We start from the raw sequence: 17,103 nt of genomic DNA, 5'->3' as shown, positions 1-17,103 counted from the left end.
TGTCCCGGCCCGGCACGCGCAACGTCACGCGGGAGACCGTCCGGAAAGTCCGGGAGACAGGTGGCTGGCGAGCCCATCGCGTCGTGCGGGGCCCATCACGCCGTTACCGGCGCTACGGATATCCGCGAAATGGTAGCCGCCGGGCGGGGCGGCGGCAAGTTGAGCTACGGTGGGGAAGCCTTGCCGGATGCGGTCCGGACCCCGTCCACGCCGACCCGGGACGGCGGCCGCACGGGCGGATGGACAGGTTCGGCACAGTGCGGTCCGGCCGCGTGAACATACGCCGGCGTGGGGGAGTTCCGGCATGGGCGGCGGACCCTCGCGGCCCTACACTATGCGGCTTCCCCGCGCGCCCGCGCGACTGCCCCCCACCATGCACACACCATCCCCCACGGTCGACGGCGCTGCGCGTGCGCTGATCGCGCCCGAGCTGCCTGCCCCGCCCGCCGCGCCGCGCGCTGCCATCACCGCCGGCTGGGTCCGTGATGAGGCCGCGCACGTCCGCGCCCAGATCAACCAGGCGCGCCTGCCCGAGGCCGACCGCGCCGCGGTGCAGGCCATGGCCGCCGACCTGGTCGCACGCGTGCGCGCCCGCGCCCGCCACCAGGGCGCGATCGAAGCCTTCATGCGCCAGTACGACCTGGGCAGCGAGGAAGGCGTGCTGCTGATGTGCGTGGCCGAGGCGTTGCTGCGCATCCCCGACCAGGACACCGCCGACAAGCTGATCCGCGACAAGCTGGGCGACGCCGACTGGAAGCGCCACATGGGCCAGTCCGATTCGGTGCTGGTCAATGCCTCGACCTGGGGCCTGATGCTGACCGGCCACCTGGTCGACCTGGCCGACGACACCAAGCGCGACGTCCACGGTGCCTTCAAGCGCCTGGTCGGCCGCGTCGGCGAGCCGGTGATCCGTCTGGCCGTGCGTCAGGCGATGCGGATCATGGGCCACCAGTTCGTGATGGGCCGGACCATCGGCGAAGCGCTGTCGCGCGCGAAGAAGGGTGCGAATGCCGCCTACCGCTATTCGTTCGACATGCTCGGCGAGGCCGCACTGACGGCCGCCGATGCCGCGCGCTACCTGCAGGCCTACCGCGACGCCATCGAGGCGATCGGACGAAGCGGCGCCCACGCCGGCACCGAGGTGTTCAGCGCGCCCAGCATCTCCGTGAAGCTGTCGGCGCTGCACCCGCGTTACGAGCACGCACAGCGCGAGCGCGTTCTGGTCGAGCTCACCCCGCGCGTGCTGGAGCTGGCGCAGCTGGCGCGCGGCCACGGCATCGGCTTCACCGTCGATGCCGAGGAGGCCGACCGCCTGGAGCTGTCACTGGACGTGTTCGCCGCGGCCTACGCCGATGCGTCGCTCGACGGATGGGAAGGCTGCGGCCTGGCCGTGCAGGCGTACCAAAAGCGCGCGCCGGAGGTGATCGACTTCATCGCGGACCTGGCGCGCCGCCATGGCCGCCGCATCCCGGTGCGCCTGGTCAAGGGCGCCTACTGGGACAGCGAGGTCAAGCGCGCGCAGGTCGACGGCCAGGCCGGCTACCCGGTGTTCACGCGCAAGCCCAACACCGACGTGTCGTACCTGGCGTGCGCGCGGCGCATGCTGGAAGCCGGCGACGCCGTCTACCCGATGTTCGCCACCCACAACGCGCACACCATCGCGGCCATCCACCGCCGCGCGGCGATGCTGGGCCGCGCCGGCCGCTTCGAGTTCCAGAAGCTGCACGGCATGGGCGACGACCTGTACGCGGAAGTCATCCCGGCCGACCGCCTCGACGCCCCGTGCCGCGTGTACGCGCCGGTCGGCAGCCACGAGGACCTGCTGCCCTACCTGGTGCGCCGCCTGCTGGAGAACGGCGCCAACTCCAGCTTCGTCAACCGCATCACCGACGAGTCCGTCGCCATCGAGGACCTGGTGCGCGACCCGGTCGAGACCGTGGCCGCGTTCGAACAGATCCCGCATCCCCGCATTCCGCTGCCGGTCGACCTGTACCGCAGCTTCGGCATCCAGAGGAACAATTCCATGGGCGTGAACCTCGCCAACGACGATCAACTGCGCACGCTGGCCGAGCAGGTCAACGCCGCCGCCGCGCAGCGCTGGACCGCTACGCCGCTGGTGCCGGGCGCAACCTCCACGGGAGAGCCGATCGCCTCGACCAACCCCGCCGACCGCCGCGAGGTCGCCGGCCACTGGACGCCGGCCGACAGCGCCACCGTCGAGCGGGCGCTGGCCAACGCCGTGGCCGCGCACGAGGGCTGGAACGCCACCCCGGCCGCCAGCCGCGCCGCGATCCTGGAGCATGCCGCCGACCTGATGGAAGCGCGCATGCCGCTGTTCATCTCGATGTGCACCAAGGAGGCCGGCAAGAGCATCCCCGACGGCGTGGCCGAGGTGCGCGAGGCCGTCGACTTCCTCCGCTACTACGCCGCGCAGGCGCGCGAGCTGTTCGCGCCCGAAGTGCTGCCCGGCCCGACCGGCGAGTCCAACACGCTGCACCTGTCCGGGCGCGGCGTGTTCGTCTGCATCAGCCCGTGGAACTTCCCGCTGGCGATCTACACCGGCCAGGTGGCCGCCGCGCTGGCCGCCGGCAACACGGTGATCGCCAAGCCTGCCGAGCAGACCAGCCTGGTCGGCTTTGTCGCCACGCAACTGCTGCACGAAGCGGGCGTGCCCGAGGCAGTGCTGCAGTTCGTGCCGGGCGACGGCGCCACCGTCGGCGCGGCGCTCACCAAGGACCCGCGTGTGGCCGGCGTGGCCTTTACCGGCTCCACCAACACCGCGCGCGCCATCAACCGCGCGCTGGCCGCGCGCGATGCCGCGATCGCGGTGCTGATCGCCGAGACCGGCGGCCAGAACGCGCTGATCGCCGATTCCTCGTGCCTGCCCGAGCAGCTGGTCAAGGACGTGATGGCCTCGGCCTTCACCTCCGCGGGCCAGCGCTGCTCGGCCGCGCGCATCCTGTTCGTACAGGAGGACATCGCCGACAAGGTGGAGCAGATGCTCGCCGGCGCGATGGCCGAGCTGCGCGTGGGCGACCCGGGCCTGCTCTCGACCGACGTCGGCCCGGTGATCGACGAGGACGCGATGGCGATGCTGCGTGAGCATGCCGCGCGCATGGACCGCGAAGCCACGCTGATCGCGCAGGCGCCGATGAACGACGACACCGCGCATGGCACGTTCTTCGCGCCGCGCGCCTATGCGCTGCGCTCGCTGGACCAGCTGCACGAGGAGATCTTCGGGCCCGTGCTGCATGTGCTGCGCTGGAAGGGCGACGACCTCGACGGCGTGCTGGCCCAGATCAACACCACCGGCTACGGCCTGACGCTGGGCATCCACTCGCGCATCGACCAGACGGTGGACTACATCGCCTCGCGCGCGCGCGTCGGCAACTGCTACGTCAACCGCAACCAGATCGGCGCGGTGGTCGGCGTGCAGCCGTTCGGCGGCCAGGGCCTGTCGGGCACGGGCCCGAAGGCCGGCGGTCCGCACTACCTGCCGCGCTTCACCACCGAGAAGGTCATCACGATCAACACCACGGCCTCGGGCGGCAACGCGTCGCTGCTGACGCTGGGCGAGTGAGGCAGGACGCCCGGACGACGCGCTGTCGTCCCGGGTGCATGGGGCGGCGCGCCTGATCGTCGCCCGGCGCGCATGTCCGCACCAGACATGAGAAAGAAGCCCCGCCGGAGCGGGGCTTCTTTCGTTTCAGGTGGCGGTGTCCGGTCAGAACGTGTAGCCCACGCGTGCGTAGTAGAAGCCACCGTTGAAGCCGTACGGCGCGTGCACCGGGTACTGCGCGCCGGCGATGCCGGCCCACGGGTTGTCATCGGGGACGTGGTCGAACAGGTTCTGCGCGCCCGCGCTGAAGTACAGGCCGGAGGCAAACTTCCAGCCGATCTCGGCATCGACCGTCACCGCGCTGTCGCCGTAGATCGGCAGGCCGCCGTCCTCGACCGTGACCACGTCGCTGTCGAGGTGGTCCTCGTAGAACGAGCCGTAATAATTCACGCGCAGGTTGGCGTGGAAGACCTCGCGCTGGTGGTCGATGGCCAGGTAGCCCTTGGTGCTGGGCAGCGATTCCTCGATCTTCTTGACCCGCGCCTGGGTGATGATGCCCGGGGTGAAATCGTCGACCTCCGTCCTGTTCCAGTTTGCCGCCATCGAGTAGGTCGTGTCGCCACCGAAGTGGCTGCTGGTGTAGCTGCCCACCAGGTCCACGCCGCTGGTGGTGGTGTCGAAGTCGTTGACGAAGAAACCCACGCGGCTGAGCGACGCGGCCTCAGGATTGCCGCCGGCCACAAGTGCGGCGCGGTCCTCGTCGGTCAGGGTGAAGTCGGTGCTGCGTGCGATCCGGTCCTCGACCTGGATGTGATACCAGTCGGCGGTGACCAGCCACGGGCCGTCGTTCCAGACCAGGCCCAGCGAAGCGTTCTGCGACTCTTCCGGCGTCAGCGGTTCGGCGCCGTAGAACGCGGCGATCGGGTTGGTCGGCGGCAGCGTGGCGGTGTCGCGCAATTCGCCATCGATGAACGCGGTGGTCACTTGGCTGACGTTGGCCTGGCCCGGGGTCGGCGCGCGGAAGCCGGTGCTGACGGCGCCGCGAATCGCGAAGGTATCGGTGAAGTCGAAGCGACCGGTCAGCTTCCAGTTGGTCGTGCTGCCGAAATCGCTGAAGTCCTCATGGCGGACCGCGGCTGCGAGCAGCAACTGCTCGGTGAAGCGCGCCTCGGCATCGACGTACGCGGCCCAGTTGTCGCTGGCGAAGGTGCCGACCGTGCTCTGGTTGAAGCCGGGGAAGCCGTTGGAGCCGATGCTGAAGCCCTGTTCGGTCAGCGGCCCGATGGCGGTCGACGGGCCGTCGCCGCCCTTGATCTCGAATTCCTCCTCGCGCCACTCCAGGCCCGTTGCAAGCGTCAGCGGGCCGCTGGTGAACCCGGTATCGAAGTCACGGCTGAGGTCGAAGTTGAAGTTGGTTTCGGTCTGGACGTTGCCGCCTGGCGAGAACCGCAGCCCGGCCGGCTGGTCGGGGCCGGTCGAGGCGTTGACGGTGTTGAGCATGTAGAAGTCGATTTCGTTGCGGCCGTACGAGCCGCTCACGTCCCAGTGCCAGCCGTCGCCCCAGACGCCCTTGATGCCGGCCACGACCGAGCTGTCTTCCATCTCCCCGCCGAAACGCGGGGTGAAGCCGCCCGGCAGTTGCGAGAGGAAGGTGAAGCAGTCATCCGGCAGCGCGTCGACCGCGGCGCCCACGCCGGCGTATGGCAGCAGGTTTCCATCCGCATCGCGCAGCGCGATGGTCGGGCAGGTGCCGCCGCTCAGGCTGCCGACCAGCAGGGTCTGCCCGCCATCGTTGGAGTACACGCCCGCGCGCGTGGTCGGGTCGCGGTAGTAGAACCCGCCAGTGACGTCGCGCTGTGCGTAGTTGCCGAACAGGTACGTGTCGACGGTGTCACCTGAGAAGCCCATGTTGGCGACGAACTTGAAATCCTCGTTGACCTCGGGCGAGCCCCAGATCTGCGCCGGGTCGGGGACGTCCGGATAGCCCGCAGCGATCGCCGCCGCCGCATCGTCGCGCTGCACGCTGCGCGAGGTCGGATCCGCGCTGCGCCATTCGGCCGTGAGCGTCGCGAACCCGCGCTCGCTCAGCGGCAGTCCGACCTGCGCCGAGTACTGCTGGGTGAAGCCGTCGCCTTCGTAGTACTCGCCCGCGAACGCTTCCACCGTGCCGCCGTGGTCGAGCCGCTTCAGGCCGAAGTTGATGACGCCGGCGATGGCATCCGACCCGTACTGCGCAGCCGCGCCGTCGCGCAGCACCTCGACCTGTTCCAGCGCCAGCGACGGGAACACCGAGATGTCGGGGCCCTGCGAACCATCCGACAGCCCGTGCCCGAGGAAGGTGATGACCGCGGCGCGGTGGCGGCGCTTGCCGTTGACCAGCACCAGCGTGTTGTCCGGCGGCAGGCCGCGCAGGTTGGCCGGGCGCACCAGCGTGGCGGCGTCGTCGATCGGGATGGTGCTGACGTTGAAGGACGGCACCAGCACGCGCAGCTTGTCGAGTACGTCGACGGATGGCTGGTTGTGGAATTCCTCGCCGCCCAGGATGTCGATGGGTACCGCCGAGGTGGCTTCGGTGCGCGGCTTGCTGCGCGTGCCCAGCACCGAGACGGTGTCCAGGGTGGTGGTCGACTCGCTGGACTGCGGCGCGGGCGGCGGCGCGTCCTGGGCCTCCTGCGCGGCCGCCAGGCTGCTGGCGGACAACGCGGCGGCAATTACGGCCAGCCGGATGCCGGCGGACAGGGCGTTGCGTGCGGACGCACGCGGGGCGGTCATCTTCGTCTTCATTGACGTCTCTCCGGGAAGGGGGTGGTTCTCTCGGGTGGCGCTTCCATCACGCTCGACCGGTGGGCCGATCGCCCATCAACAACAGGCGGAAAACAGATCTCGGTTACGAAAGAGCCGATTGGGCAAAGTTCGACGCGCGATTTATGTGTCCCACTTCACGTTTTGCACGGGTCCCTGCGCTATCGGACGCATGCGGCGCCCGGCGCATCCGCTCGCCACTCCTGCGGGTGGCGCGGCGCTGCCTGCGAAATACCACCCCGTTCCGAAGCGTCTACTTGTCCGCCCCGGTTTACTTCCAGGGTCCCGGCCCGTCCCCAAAAAAAAAACCCCGCCGAAGCGGGGTTTTTTCTGTTTCCGACCGGTCAACCGATCAGAAGCGGTACTGCGCCGAGACGCCGAACAGGTTGGCGTTGCCGTCGAACGGACCGGTCAGGCGGCTACCGCCGCTGGCGATGTCGACCTTCGGGTCGTCCGGCTCGATGCGGGTGTAGGCCAGGTTGACGTCCAGCGCCGGGCTGACCTGCCAGGTGGCACCGATCGAGTACCACAGGCGATCGTCATCCGGCAGGCGCGGGGTGCGGTGCTCGATGCTGGTCGGGGTCTCGTCGCTGGCGACGCCGCCGCGCAGGGTCCACGCGTCGTTGAGCTTGTACTCGGCGCCGACGGAGGCGAACACCGTGTCTTCCCACTCGAAGGGCTCGACCGCATCCGGATCCGGGTTGTCGAAGTTGATGCGCACTTCGCGCAGCGACGACCAGCCGGTCTCGGCCCAAGTGGCCATGACCATGAAGCGGTCGGTCACGTCGAAGGTCGCGGCGACCGAGGTGATCGACGGCGTGGTCAGCTGCGCGGTGACGCCGCCGTCCTGGAACAGCGGGGCGGTCATCGGGCTGGAGCCGAACACGGCGGCCACGTCCTGCGGCACGGTCCAGTCGGCATCGCCGGTCAGGCCGTAGTCGATCTCGGAGCGGTAGCTCAGGCCGATCGAGAAGCGGTCGTTCGGACGCAGGTTGACGCCGGCCAGCCAGCCGAAGCCGCTGTCATCGCCCTGCACCTCGACGAAGCCGTCGCGCGCCTGCGGGCGGGCGAACGGCAGCGGACGGGTGGCCGGGTTGGCGAACAGCAGGGTGCCGAAGTCGACGGCCTTGGACAGGGTGACGTCGGCGGTCGAGTAGATCGCGCCCACGCCGACCGACAGGCGGTCGGGGATGATGTCCAGCGCGGCCGAGAAGGTCATGTCCACGACCTTCACGTCGGAGGTCTGGGCGAAGTAGCGGCCGACCCAGCCCGCTTCGTACTCGGTCTTCAGGCCGAACGGCGCCGACACCATCGCGCCCAGCGCCAGGCCGTTGTCGAGCTTGTGCACGATCGACAGCGCCGGCACCGGGGTGACGTCGCCGGCGTTGCCGCCGTTGCTGCCGGTCAGCGGCTGGCCCAGTGCGTCGGTGCCGCTGCCCTGGAATTCATAGTTGAGGTCGATCACGGTCACGTCGGCCTGCACCGTCGTGCCTTCGAACTGGGTCATCGTGGCGGGGTTGTTGACGACCACCGAGGTGTCGCCGGTCTTGACGCCCGAGCCGGCGAAGGCGCTGCCCATCGACTTGACGCTGTTTTCCTTGAGCTGGAAACCCGATGCCTGGACCTGGCCGAATGCCAGCGCGCCGGCGATGCCCAGCGCGAGCGCCGAAAGGCGCGTGAGGCGGTGTGCGTGTTGCATGCGTGTTCTCTCCAGTGGAGTGTTCTGTATGGTCATCGCGGGCCGTGGGCGGCTCCGTCGGCGCGGCGTTTTCGGCGGCCGGACAAGCAGTCCCGACGTACGACGCCGTATGCACTATAGCGTGGGGGTTAACCGAACGCTAACAATACGGACGGGGCTGCCACGCTACGGTGCCGCCCCGTGACCGTGCCCCCGCTCCGCCCCGCGCGGAGCCCTTCGAACGGAAGTCCCGCCACGTGTTCATCGCCGTCCCCTCACGCCAGAAGTCGCCGCTGCGCTGGGCCACGCCGCTGCTGTTCGCGGTGCTGTGGCTGTGCTTCACCTGGGTGATGCTGGCGCCCGATGGCGAGCAGCGCCGCCTGCTGCTGGAATGGGCGGCGCTGTCGGGCGGGCTGGCATCGCCGGAGGCATGGCGGGCATCGCTGCAGGACGGCAACAGCCTGCGCCTGGCGAGCGCGCTGTTCCTGCATGCCGACTGGGCGCACCTGCTGGGCAACCTGGTGTTCCTGCTGATCTTCGGACTGCCGGCCGAGCGGGCGATGGGGCCGTGGCGCTTCCTGCTGCTGTTCCTGCTGGGCGGCGCAGTGGCCAATCTCGCCGCCGTCGCGGTGATCGACACCCCCGACCAGCTGATCATCGGCGCCAGCGGCGCGGTGTCGGCGCTGATCGGTGCGTATCTGGCCCTGTTCCCCGGTGCGCGCCTCGGGCTGGTGCTGCCGCTGGGGCTGTTCCTGCAGTTCGTGAAGGTGCCGGCCGCGCTGCTGATCGGCATCTGGGCACTGCTGCAGTTCGTCTTCACCTTCATCGGCCCGGCGTACGGCGCGGTGGCGTGGTCGGCGCATCTGGCGGGCTTCGCCTTTGGCGGCGCATTCGCGTTGCTGGCGCGCGCCGGCATCGCGCGGCGGTTGCGGCGCAGCCGGGGGTACTGAAGCACCGACCGGGCCGCGGTTGCCGGCCGGCCGACCCGTCTCCACGACGCGACCGGGATGGCGCGAATCCGGTGGGGAAGCCGCGCGCTTGCGATGCAACGCCGCCGCCCCCACCGTGTCGGCACCCACACGAACTTCTTCGCGCCGATGTCCAAGCCGCTCTACAAGGTGACCTTCCTCAACGCCGGCAAGGTGTACGAGCTGTACGCGCGGCGCGTTTCATCCGGTGCGCTGTGGGGCTTCACCGAGGAGCGCCTGCGCGACGAGTTCGGCCAGACCCGCGTGCTGCACCTGCCGATGCAGAGCATCGTGCGGATCGAGGAGGTCGAGCGCAAAGGCACCTCGGCGATCCGCGATGCCGCCACCGGCGAGAAGGTGGTCACGCCTTTTCCATTGCCGGCCAAGCCGCGCTGACGATTCGATTCATGCGTCGCGGCGACCCCAGGGCCGCGCGCGACAGCGCCGCATCCGTTTACCCGCGTTTGCCCGGGGCCGTCAGCGCGACGGCGCCGCGGCGGTGGCCGCGGCACGCTTGAGCTCGGCCAATGCCGCGTCGATGTAGCGCGTGCCGTCCAGCACCTCGCCGGCGTTCTTGCCGGCCAGCGCCTCGTCGTCGCCCTGAAGGTGGCCCGGCAGGCTGGCCTCGCTGAAGGTGGGGCGCACCGGCGCGCCTTCCCCATTCTCGGCCTTCAGCACCACGTCCGGCACGATGCCCTGGGCCTGGATCGAGCGTCCGCTGGGCGTGTAGTAGCGCGCGGTGGTCAGCTTCACCGAGTCACCGTTGTCCAGCGGCAGCACGGTCTGCACCGAGCCCTTGCCGAAGGTGCGGCTGCCGACCACGCGGGCGCGGTCGTTGTCTCGCAACGCGCCGGCCAGCACCTCGGCGGCGCTGGCGGAACCTGCATCGACCAGCACCACCACCGGCGCCCCGCCCAGGCGGTCGCCCGCGGTCGCGCTGAAGCTGGCGTCACTGATGGCGAGGCGGCCGCGGGTGGCGACGATCTCGCCGTCCTCCAGCAGCTCGTCGGCGATCTGCACCGCCGAGGTGAGCAATCCACCCGGGTTGCTGCGTACGTCGATCACAAGGCCACGCAGCTGGCCACCGGCCTGCGACTTCAGCGCATCGACCTGCGTGGCGAAATCCGACGCGGTATCGGCCTGGAACGCGGCCACGCGCACATAGCCGTACCCGGGCTCCAGCATGCGCGAGCGCACGCTGGTGATGCGGATGGTCTCGCGGGTGATGGTGACTTCCAGCGGTGTGTCGCGGCCTTCGCGCTCGATGGTCATGCGCACCTGCGTGCCGGCGGCGCCGCGCAGGGGCGCGGAGCTGTCGCTCTCGTCGGCCTGCAGCGCTTCGCCGTCGATGGCGACGATGCGGTCGCCCGCACGCAGGCCGGCACGGGCCGCGGGCGTATCGTCGATCGGCGCGATCACCTGCAGCGTTCCATCGGGCAGGCGCTGGAGTTCGACGCCGACGCCCTCGTACGCGCCACGGGCGTTGTCGTCGAAATCCTCCGCATCGGCCTTGTCGAGGTAGACGCTGTGCGGATCCAGGTCCAGCAGCAGGCCGCGGATCGCGGACTGCATCAGGTCGGCGTCCTCGACCGGCTCCACGTACGCCTGCTTGACCGCGTTGTAGACCGCCACATACCGCCGGATCTCATCCAGCGGCACAGCGGGCGTACCGGTTTCGTCCGGGTCGACCCGTTCGTCTCCCGTGGCCTCGGACAACTCGGCTGGAGCCGGCTCGGGTCGCTCCTGCGCGATCGAAGGCAGCGACCACGCGCTCAGGAGCAGGAGGGGAGTCAGGCAACGCAGGCGCATGGAGGTCTCCGGTAAACGGGTGGCCACCCGCCGGGGCGGGCGATGCGGCCGATCATGTCAGGGCCGTGGCGGCAGCAGGCCACGTTAGGTCTGGCCGGGGCAAGCTTTCGTTAACGCCGTCAGCGCCGCAGCCATGTCGTCGGGTCCACCGGGTCGCCGTTGCGACGCAGTTCGAAATACAGCGCGGGGCGCCCGTGGCCGCCGGAGCTGCCGACCGCTGCGACCGGCTCGCCCTTGGCCACCGTGTCGCCCGGGTCCTTGAGCAGCGCATCGTTGTGGGCATAGAGGCTCATGTAGCCGTTGCCGTGGTCGACGATCAGGAGCAGGCCGTAGCCGGTCATCCACTCGGCATAGACCACCTGGCCGTCGGCGACCGCGCGCACCGGTGCGCCGGCCGACGCACCGATCAGCAGGCCATCGCTGCCGCGACCGTCGGGCAGCTTGCCGCCGTAACCGGCCAGCAGCGCGCCCGACACCGGCCAGCCCAGCCCGCCGACCTGGGGCGCGGGCGCCGCCGGGACCGGGCGGGCCGCCGGTGGCGGTGCAGGGGTGCCGGCCGCCGTTGCACGCGCCGCATCGCGCGCCGCATCGCGCGCCGCCTTTTCGGCCGCGGCCTTGCGCGCGGCTTCGGCGCGCGCGGCCGCCGCGCGCAACCGGCCAAGCAGCTGCTCGAGCCCCTTCGCGTCGCGACCCAGTGCGCGCTCGCGGGCACTGCGGTCCTTGTAGCGCCTGTCCAACCCGTCGACTGTCTTGGCCCGCTCCTGGCGGCTTGCCTCCAGGCTGGCCAGTTCGGATTCCAGTTGCTCGCGGGTCGCCTCGAGCTGCGCCTGCCGCGCCACGATGTCGCGTTCGACCGTATCGAGCTCGCGCAGGCTGACGGCCAATGCGGCAATCCGCTCGGCGCGATGGCGCTGCAGGTAGTGGTGATAGGTCAGCACGCGGTTGGCGTCGGCCAGGCGGTCCTGCGCCAGCAGCGCCTTCAGCGGGGCGTCGTCGCGTTCGCGGTAGGCCGCACGCAGCAGCGACTTGAGCTGCTCGCGCTGCGTGCCCAGACGGGCCTGCATCTGTTCGCGCCGCTGTTGCAGCCCGGCCAGCGCCTGCTGCTCGTCGGCCAGGCGCTGTCGCGTTTCACCCAGTCGACGGGTCGACGCACCGACCGCTTCGTCGGCCTCGCGCAGGGCGCGTGCGGCGCTGCCGCGCTCGCCTTCCAGCTTGCGGCGCTCGCTGGCCACCGCCTTCAGCTCGCGACGCACCGTCTCCAGCCGCTGCTCGGCCGTGCGCGCATCCTGCGCCGCGGCCGGCATCGCGAGCACGGCCAGCAGCAGCGCCAGCACCGGGCGACCACAGGCCTGCATCACGCGGACGGGCCGTCCCCGACCAGCAGCGAGCGGCCGGACATGTCCGCCGGTTGCGGCAGGCCGAACAGGTCCAGCACGGTGGGCGCGACATCGCGCAGCGCACCGCCCGCGCGGAGATCGGCCGTACGCGGCCCGAGGTAGACGAAGGGCACCGGGCCGATGGTGTGCGCGGTGTGCGGCTGGCCGGTGCTGGCGTCGCGCATCATCTCCAGGTTGCCGTGGTCGGCGGTGACCAGCAGCGCGCCGCCGACGTCGCGCACGGCCTGCGCGATCGCACCGATCGCCACGTCCACCGCTTCGGCCGCCAGCACCGCGGCCGCCAGGTTGCCGGTATGGCCGACCATGTCGGGGTTGGCGATGTTGCACACCGCCAGGTCGCAGTCACGGTTGCGAATGGCGCCCACAAGCCGCTCCGTCACTTCAGGGCAGCTCATTTCCGGCTGCAGGTCATACGTCGCGACCTTGGGGCTGGGCACCAGGATGCGCTGCTCGCCGTCGAACGGAGCTTCGCGGCCGCCGCTGAAGAAGAAAGTCACGTGCGCATACTTCTCGGTCTCGGCAATGCGCAGTTGGCGCAGCCCGGCATCGGCCACGACCTCGCCCAACGTGTGGCGCAGGTCGTCGGGCGCGAACGCCACCGGCGCCGGCAGCCGCGCGTCGTACTCGGTGAGGCAGACGAAGCGCGACAGCTTGGGCCGACGCGCTTCGAAGCCGTGGAACTCGTCGGCCACGAACGCGCCCGTCAACTGGCGGGCCCGGTCGGCGCGGAAGTTCATGAACACCACCGCGTCGCCGTCGCGCATGGTCGCGCCGTCGTCGATCACGGTCGGCAGGACGAACTCGTCGGTCTCGCCGCGCGCGTAGGCATCGCTCAAAGCGGTGTGCGCGTCGGGGGCATGGTGGTCGCTGGACGCCTCGACCATCGCATCCCACGCCCGGCGCACGCGGTCCCAGCGCTGGTCGCGGTCCATCGCGTAGTAGCGCCCGCTGATGCTGGCGATGCGCGCGTTGCCCGCCGCATCGCACACCGCCTGCAGTGCATCGATGCTGGCACCCGCGGACTTGGGCGGCATGTCGCGACCGTCGAGGAAGGCATGCACGGCGACGCGCGGCACGTCCTCTCGCTTGGCGAGTTCGATCATCGCGTGCAGGTGGCGCTCGTGGCTGTGCACGCCGCCCGGTGACAGCAGGGCCATCAGGTGCAGCGTGTGGCCGTGTTCGCGCGCGGCGCGGCAGGCCGCCAGCAACTCGGCGTTGGCATTGAAGCTGCCGTCCTGAATCGCCGCATCGATGCGGGTCAGGTCCTGGTAGACGATGCGCCCGGCACCCAGGTTCATGTGCCCGACCTCGGAATTGCCCATCTGCCCGTCCGGCAGGCCGACGTGGCGGCCCTCGGTGTGGATCAGCGTGTGCGGCGAGGACGCGACCAGGGCATCCCAGTTCGGCAGCCGGGCCTGCGCGAGCGCGTTGTCCTCGTGTTCCTCGCGGTGGCCCCAGCCGTCGAGGATCAGCAGGACGACAGGGCGGATGGCGGCGTGGCGCGGGTGCGGATCGGCAGGCACGTGCAGGGTCCGGTGACTAAAGGCAGGGGCCGATTGTAGCCAAGCGGGTTAAACCTGAGACCCGGCCGCGGCATCCCACGCGGACTGTCCAAGGGAATCGACCATGACCCGCACCCCAATTGCACGCCCCCTCTCGCTCGTCCTGTCCGTCGCGCTGGCGCTTGGCGCCGCCCCGGCCCTCGCCCAGACCAGCATCGACAAGGTCAACGGCAGCATCACCGCCGATGCCGGCCAGACCTACGGCGACCTGGAAACCGTCAACGGCAGCATCCGCATCGAAGCCGGCGCGCGCGTCGCCGACGCCGGCACCGTCAACGGCAGCGTCAAGGTCGCCGAGAACGCGACCGTCGAAAGCCTGTCCACCGTCAACGGCAGCATCCGCGCCGAGGCCGGGCTGAAGGCGGACGGCGATGTCAGCACGGTCAACGGCAGCATCTTCGTCGGCCGCGGCGGCTCGATCGGTGGTGACGTGGAAACGGTCAATGGCGCCATCGGTCTGGTCGATACGGACCTGGCCGGCGGCATCGAAACCGTCAACGGCGACCTCACCGTGGGCGCCGGTTCGCACGTGCGCGGCGGCATCCGCTACACCAAGCCGACGCGCAACTGGGTGAGCTTCGGCAAGAAGCGCGACCCGCGCGTGATCATCGGGCCCAACGCCCGCGTCGACGGCCCGCTGGTGTTCGAGCGCGACGTCAAGCTCTACGTGCACAGCACCGCCCAAATCGGGCCGGTGACCGGCGCCACCGCCCAGCGTTACGACAGCGATCGCGCGCCGCGCGACTGACATCGGCATGTCCACGGCCGCCGGATTGCCCGGCGGCTTTGTCGATTCCACTCGGCCTGGCGGCATTCTCCTGCTCCCAGCCCACGCTCCTAACAGCTGGACGCCTGAGCGGGATGGCGGTCCCGGTCGACCCGGCTATCGGGCATAGAATGGGGATTCCGCCGACACCGTCGGCCGACCCGGAGCTCCCATGACCCGCACTCCGCTTTCCACCGCCACCTCGCTGGTGGCCGCCGCGCTGGTGCTCGCGGCCTGCAACAAGCCGGCCGATGCGCCCGAACCCACGGCGACCGCGCCGGCCACCCCGGCTGCGTCCGACCACACCTTCGATCCGGCGATCACCGTCGATGACTTCCGTGCCCACGTGCGCACGCTGGCTTCGGACGAGTTCGCCGGCCGCGCGCCGGGCAGCATCGGCGAGGAGAAGACGGTCGAGTACCTGACCGCGCAGTTCCAGCGCCTGGGCCTGAAGCCGGGCAACGGCGACAGCTACCTGCAGACGGTCGACATGGTCGAGACCACCGCCGACGAGGCGACGACGCTGGAGCTGGACGTCAAGGGCGAGCCGCGCTCGCTGGCCTTCGGCACCGAGATGATGATCGGCACCCGCACCGGGCAGCCGCAGGTCGACATCGAAGACAGCGAACTGGTGTTCGTCGGCTACGGCGTGAACGCGCCGGAACTGGGCTGGAACGACTACGACGGCATCGACGTGAAGGGCAAGACGGTCGTGATGTTCGTCAACGACCCGGGCTTCCATGCCAAGGACGCCGAGCTGTTCGAAGGCGACCGCATGACCTACTACGGCCGCTGGACCTACAAGTACGAGGAGGCCGCCCGCCAGGGTGCGGCTGCTGCGCTGATCGTCCATGACGACGCCGGCGCGTCCTACGGCTGGGACGTGGTCAAGAATTCCTGGTCCGGCCCGCAGTTCGACCTGTCGGTGAAGGACGACCCGGAACCGCGCCTGCCGGCGCAGGGCTGGATCACCGGCGACGTCGCACGAGACCTGCTCGGCGACCTCGGCCACGACCTCGATGACCTGTACGCCGCGGCCAACAAGCCGGGCTTCAAGGCCATCCCGCTGGATGCGCGCATGTCGCTGGCGCTCAAGAGCACCACGTCGAAGAAGAGCTCGCCCAACCTGGTAGCGATGCTGCCGGGCACCACGCGCCCCGAGGAGACCATCGTCTACATGGGCCACTGGGACCACCTGGGGCAGCACGAAGGCGAGGGCGACACGATCTACAACGGCGCGGTCGACAACGCCACCGGCATTGCCGGCATCCTGGAGATCGCCGAGGCCTTCGTGAACCAGAACCCGAAGCCGGAGCGCTCGATCATGCTGCTGGCGGTGACGCTGGAGGAGTCCGGTCTGCTGGGCTCGAAGTACTACGTCGCCAACCCGACGGTGCCGCTGGACAAGACGGTGGCCGTGATCAACCTGGACGCCATGTCGGTCTCCGGCCCGTCGCGCGACTTCACTGTCGTGGGCATGGGCAACTCCGAGCTGGAGGACCTGCTCAAGACGCAGGCCGATGCCCAGCAGCGCGTCCTGCGTGAGGAGTCCTCGCCGCAGAGCGGCTTCTACTTCCGTTCCGACCACTTCAACTTCGCCAAGGCCGGCGTGCCCGCCCTGTACGCCAAGGGCGGCGACGACCTGGTCGACGGCGGCATGGAGGCCGGACAGGCGGCCCAGGCCGACTATCGCGACAAGCGCTACCACCAGGTGGGCGACGAGTTCGACGAAAGCTGGAACCTGGAAGGCGCCGTGCAGGACCTGCAAGCACTCTACGGCGTGGGCCAGGCGCTGGCCGGCAGCGAGCAGTGGCCGCGCTGGTACGAGGGCAACCCGTTCCTCGCCGCCCAGGAGAAACTGCGGACGTCGACCCAGGAGTAATTCGCGTACGAAGTGTCGACGTATGCATACAGAAGCGGCGCCCTTGGGGCGCCGTTTTCTGTTGGGCACTGCGAGCGCTGGTCACGCAAATGTAGGAGCGGCTTCAGCCGCGATGCCGTGCAACGGATTGCGAAATGATTCGCGTCGCAGAATCGCACTCAAGGCAATCATGCCTTGGCGCCCCATATGATTCCGGCACATACAGCGGTCCTGCGCCATGGATCGCGGCCATTCCGAACAAGCAAATCATTCCGGAGTCGCGTGAGGGATGTGCCGAGCCCCCTGTCCTTATCTAGCGGATTTTCGACGTCCAATACATAAACGGCGCCCACTGGGCGCCGTTTTCTTTTGGCGTTGCGGATCGTGCGCTTGCTGGCCGGCAAGGAGAGCAGCTCCAGCCGTGATGCGCGGTAAGGAGACGAGGCGGGCGGTTGCGGCTTGGGGATCAATCGATCCACGGGCCACCGCTCGCCACGCCGCCCGAACCAGCCATCAAAGGCCAGTGGCCGGTCTTACCGGTGTTTATGCATCGCCCAAAAGAACAAGGCCGGTCCCTTTTGGGAACCGGCCTTGGGTGTAAATGCCCAGCGATGACCTACTCTTGCATGGCTTAGGCCACACTACCATCGGCGCATGTGCGTTTCACTTCCGAGTTCGGGATGGGATCGGGTGGTGCCACA

Annotated in this window: 10 protein-coding genes and 1 rRNA gene; 5 read left to right on the top strand and 6 right to left on the bottom strand. The window is 69.7% G+C overall.

Going from position 1 to position 17,103, the window contains the following annotated elements; genetic code table 11:
- Positions 1-373 precede the first annotated feature (373 nt).
- Complete coding sequence (putA, locus tag K6753_RS10955; protein ID WP_223676500.1) at positions 374-3,580, top strand: bifunctional proline dehydrogenase/L-glutamate gamma-semialdehyde dehydrogenase PutA; 3,207 nt, start codon at positions 374-376, stop codon at positions 3,578-3,580.
- Positions 3,581-3,724: 144 nt separating this feature from the next.
- On the opposite strand, the gene K6753_RS10950 is transcribed toward putA, so the two are convergent.
- Positions 3,725-6,343, bottom strand: a complete 2,619-nt coding sequence (locus K6753_RS10950) for a TonB-dependent receptor plug domain-containing protein (protein ID WP_223676499.1) — start codon at positions 6,341-6,343, stop codon at positions 3,725-3,727.
- A 370-nt stretch (positions 6,344-6,713) separates the two neighbouring features.
- The gene (locus tag K6753_RS10945) at positions 6,714-8,060 is read right to left on the bottom strand and encodes an OmpP1/FadL family transporter (RefSeq protein WP_223676498.1); all 1,347 of its coding nucleotides are present in this window, start codon (positions 8,058-8,060) and stop codon (positions 6,714-6,716) included.
- A gap of 236 nt (positions 8,061-8,296) precedes the next feature.
- On the opposite strand from K6753_RS10945, the gene K6753_RS10940 reads away from it, so the two are divergent.
- Both K6753_RS10940 and K6753_RS10935 read left to right on the top strand, forming a co-directional pair.
- Positions 8,297-8,989 (top strand): rhomboid family intramembrane serine protease, encoded by a 693-nt coding sequence (locus K6753_RS10940; RefSeq protein ID WP_223676497.1) that lies wholly within the window; start codon positions 8,297-8,299, stop codon positions 8,987-8,989.
- Positions 8,990-9,136: 147 nt separating this feature from the next.
- Positions 9,137-9,403 (top strand): DUF1820 family protein, encoded by a 267-nt coding sequence (locus K6753_RS10935; protein WP_223676681.1) that lies wholly within the window; start codon positions 9,137-9,139, stop codon positions 9,401-9,403.
- Positions 9,404-9,484: 81 nt separating this feature from the next.
- Here the strand turns inward: K6753_RS10935 and K6753_RS10930 are convergent, their stop codons facing one another.
- From K6753_RS10930 to gpmI, 3 genes are all read right to left on the bottom strand, one after another.
- Positions 9,485-10,816, bottom strand: coding sequence for a S41 family peptidase (locus K6753_RS10930; protein WP_223676496.1), 1,332 nt, complete (start codon positions 10,814-10,816; stop codon positions 9,485-9,487).
- Between the two features lie 119 nt (positions 10,817-10,935).
- Complete coding sequence (locus K6753_RS10925; protein ID WP_223676495.1) at positions 10,936-12,171, bottom strand: murein hydrolase activator EnvC family protein; 1,236 nt, start codon at positions 12,169-12,171, stop codon at positions 10,936-10,938.
- On the bottom strand, positions 12,171-13,736 hold the full coding sequence (gene gpmI / locus K6753_RS10920) for a 2,3-bisphosphoglycerate-independent phosphoglycerate mutase (RefSeq protein WP_223676494.1): 1,566 nt from the start codon (positions 13,734-13,736) through the stop codon (positions 12,171-12,173). Before gpmI ends, K6753_RS10925 begins: the two co-directional genes overlap by 1 nt.
- A 103-nt stretch (positions 13,737-13,839) precedes the next feature.
- Between gpmI and K6753_RS10915 the strand changes: the two genes are divergently transcribed.
- Together K6753_RS10915 and K6753_RS10910 are read left to right on the top strand one after the other, a co-directional pair.
- The gene (locus K6753_RS10915; protein WP_223676493.1) at positions 13,840-14,523 is read left to right on the top strand and encodes a DUF4097 family beta strand repeat-containing protein; all 684 of its coding nucleotides are present in this window, start codon (positions 13,840-13,842) and stop codon (positions 14,521-14,523) included.
- Between the two features lie 190 nt (positions 14,524-14,713).
- Positions 14,714-16,423, top strand: coding sequence for a M28 family metallopeptidase (locus tag K6753_RS10910; protein WP_223676492.1), 1,710 nt, complete (start codon positions 14,714-14,716; stop codon positions 16,421-16,423).
- 582 nt (positions 16,424-17,005) lie between these two features.
- On the opposite strand, the gene rrf is transcribed toward K6753_RS10910, so the two are convergent.
- Positions 17,006-17,103: ribosomal RNA gene (gene rrf, locus K6753_RS10905) — 5S ribosomal RNA — on the bottom strand; the annotation flags it as partial.

The sequence above is a fragment of the Novilysobacter selenitireducens genome, assembly GCF_020026895.1.
In the GTDB taxonomy this organism is placed as follows: Bacteria; Pseudomonadota; Gammaproteobacteria; order Xanthomonadales; family Xanthomonadaceae; genus Lysobacter_C; species Lysobacter_C selenitireducens.
This window is presented reverse-complemented; position numbering and strand designations above follow the sequence as displayed.

Bases quoted from the DNA above. Each gene is read 5' to 3' on its own strand.
- K6753_RS10925 (WP_223676495.1), bottom strand. From the start codon at position 12,171: ATGCAGGCCTGTGGTCGCCCGGTGCTGGCGCTGCTGCTGGCCGTGCTC.
- K6753_RS10945 (WP_223676498.1), bottom strand. From the start codon at position 8,060: ATGCAACACGCACACCGCCTCACGCGCCTTTCGGCGCTCGCGCTGGGC.
- K6753_RS10935 (WP_223676681.1), top strand. From the start codon at position 9,137: ATGTCCAAGCCGCTCTACAAGGTGACCTTCCTCAACGCCGGCAAGGTG.
- K6753_RS10950 (WP_223676499.1), bottom strand. From the start codon at position 6,343: ATGAAGACGAAGATGACCGCCCCGCGTGCGTCCGCACGCAACGCCCTG.
- K6753_RS10915 (WP_223676493.1), top strand. From the start codon at position 13,840: ATGACCCGCACCCCAATTGCACGCCCCCTCTCGCTCGTCCTGTCCGTC.
- K6753_RS10930 (WP_223676496.1), bottom strand. From the start codon at position 10,816: ATGCGCCTGCGTTGCCTGACTCCCCTCCTGCTCCTGAGCGCGTGGTCG.
- putA (WP_223676500.1), top strand. From the start codon at position 374: ATGCACACACCATCCCCCACGGTCGACGGCGCTGCGCGTGCGCTGATC.
- K6753_RS10910 (WP_223676492.1), top strand. From the start codon at position 14,714: ATGACCCGCACTCCGCTTTCCACCGCCACCTCGCTGGTGGCCGCCGCG.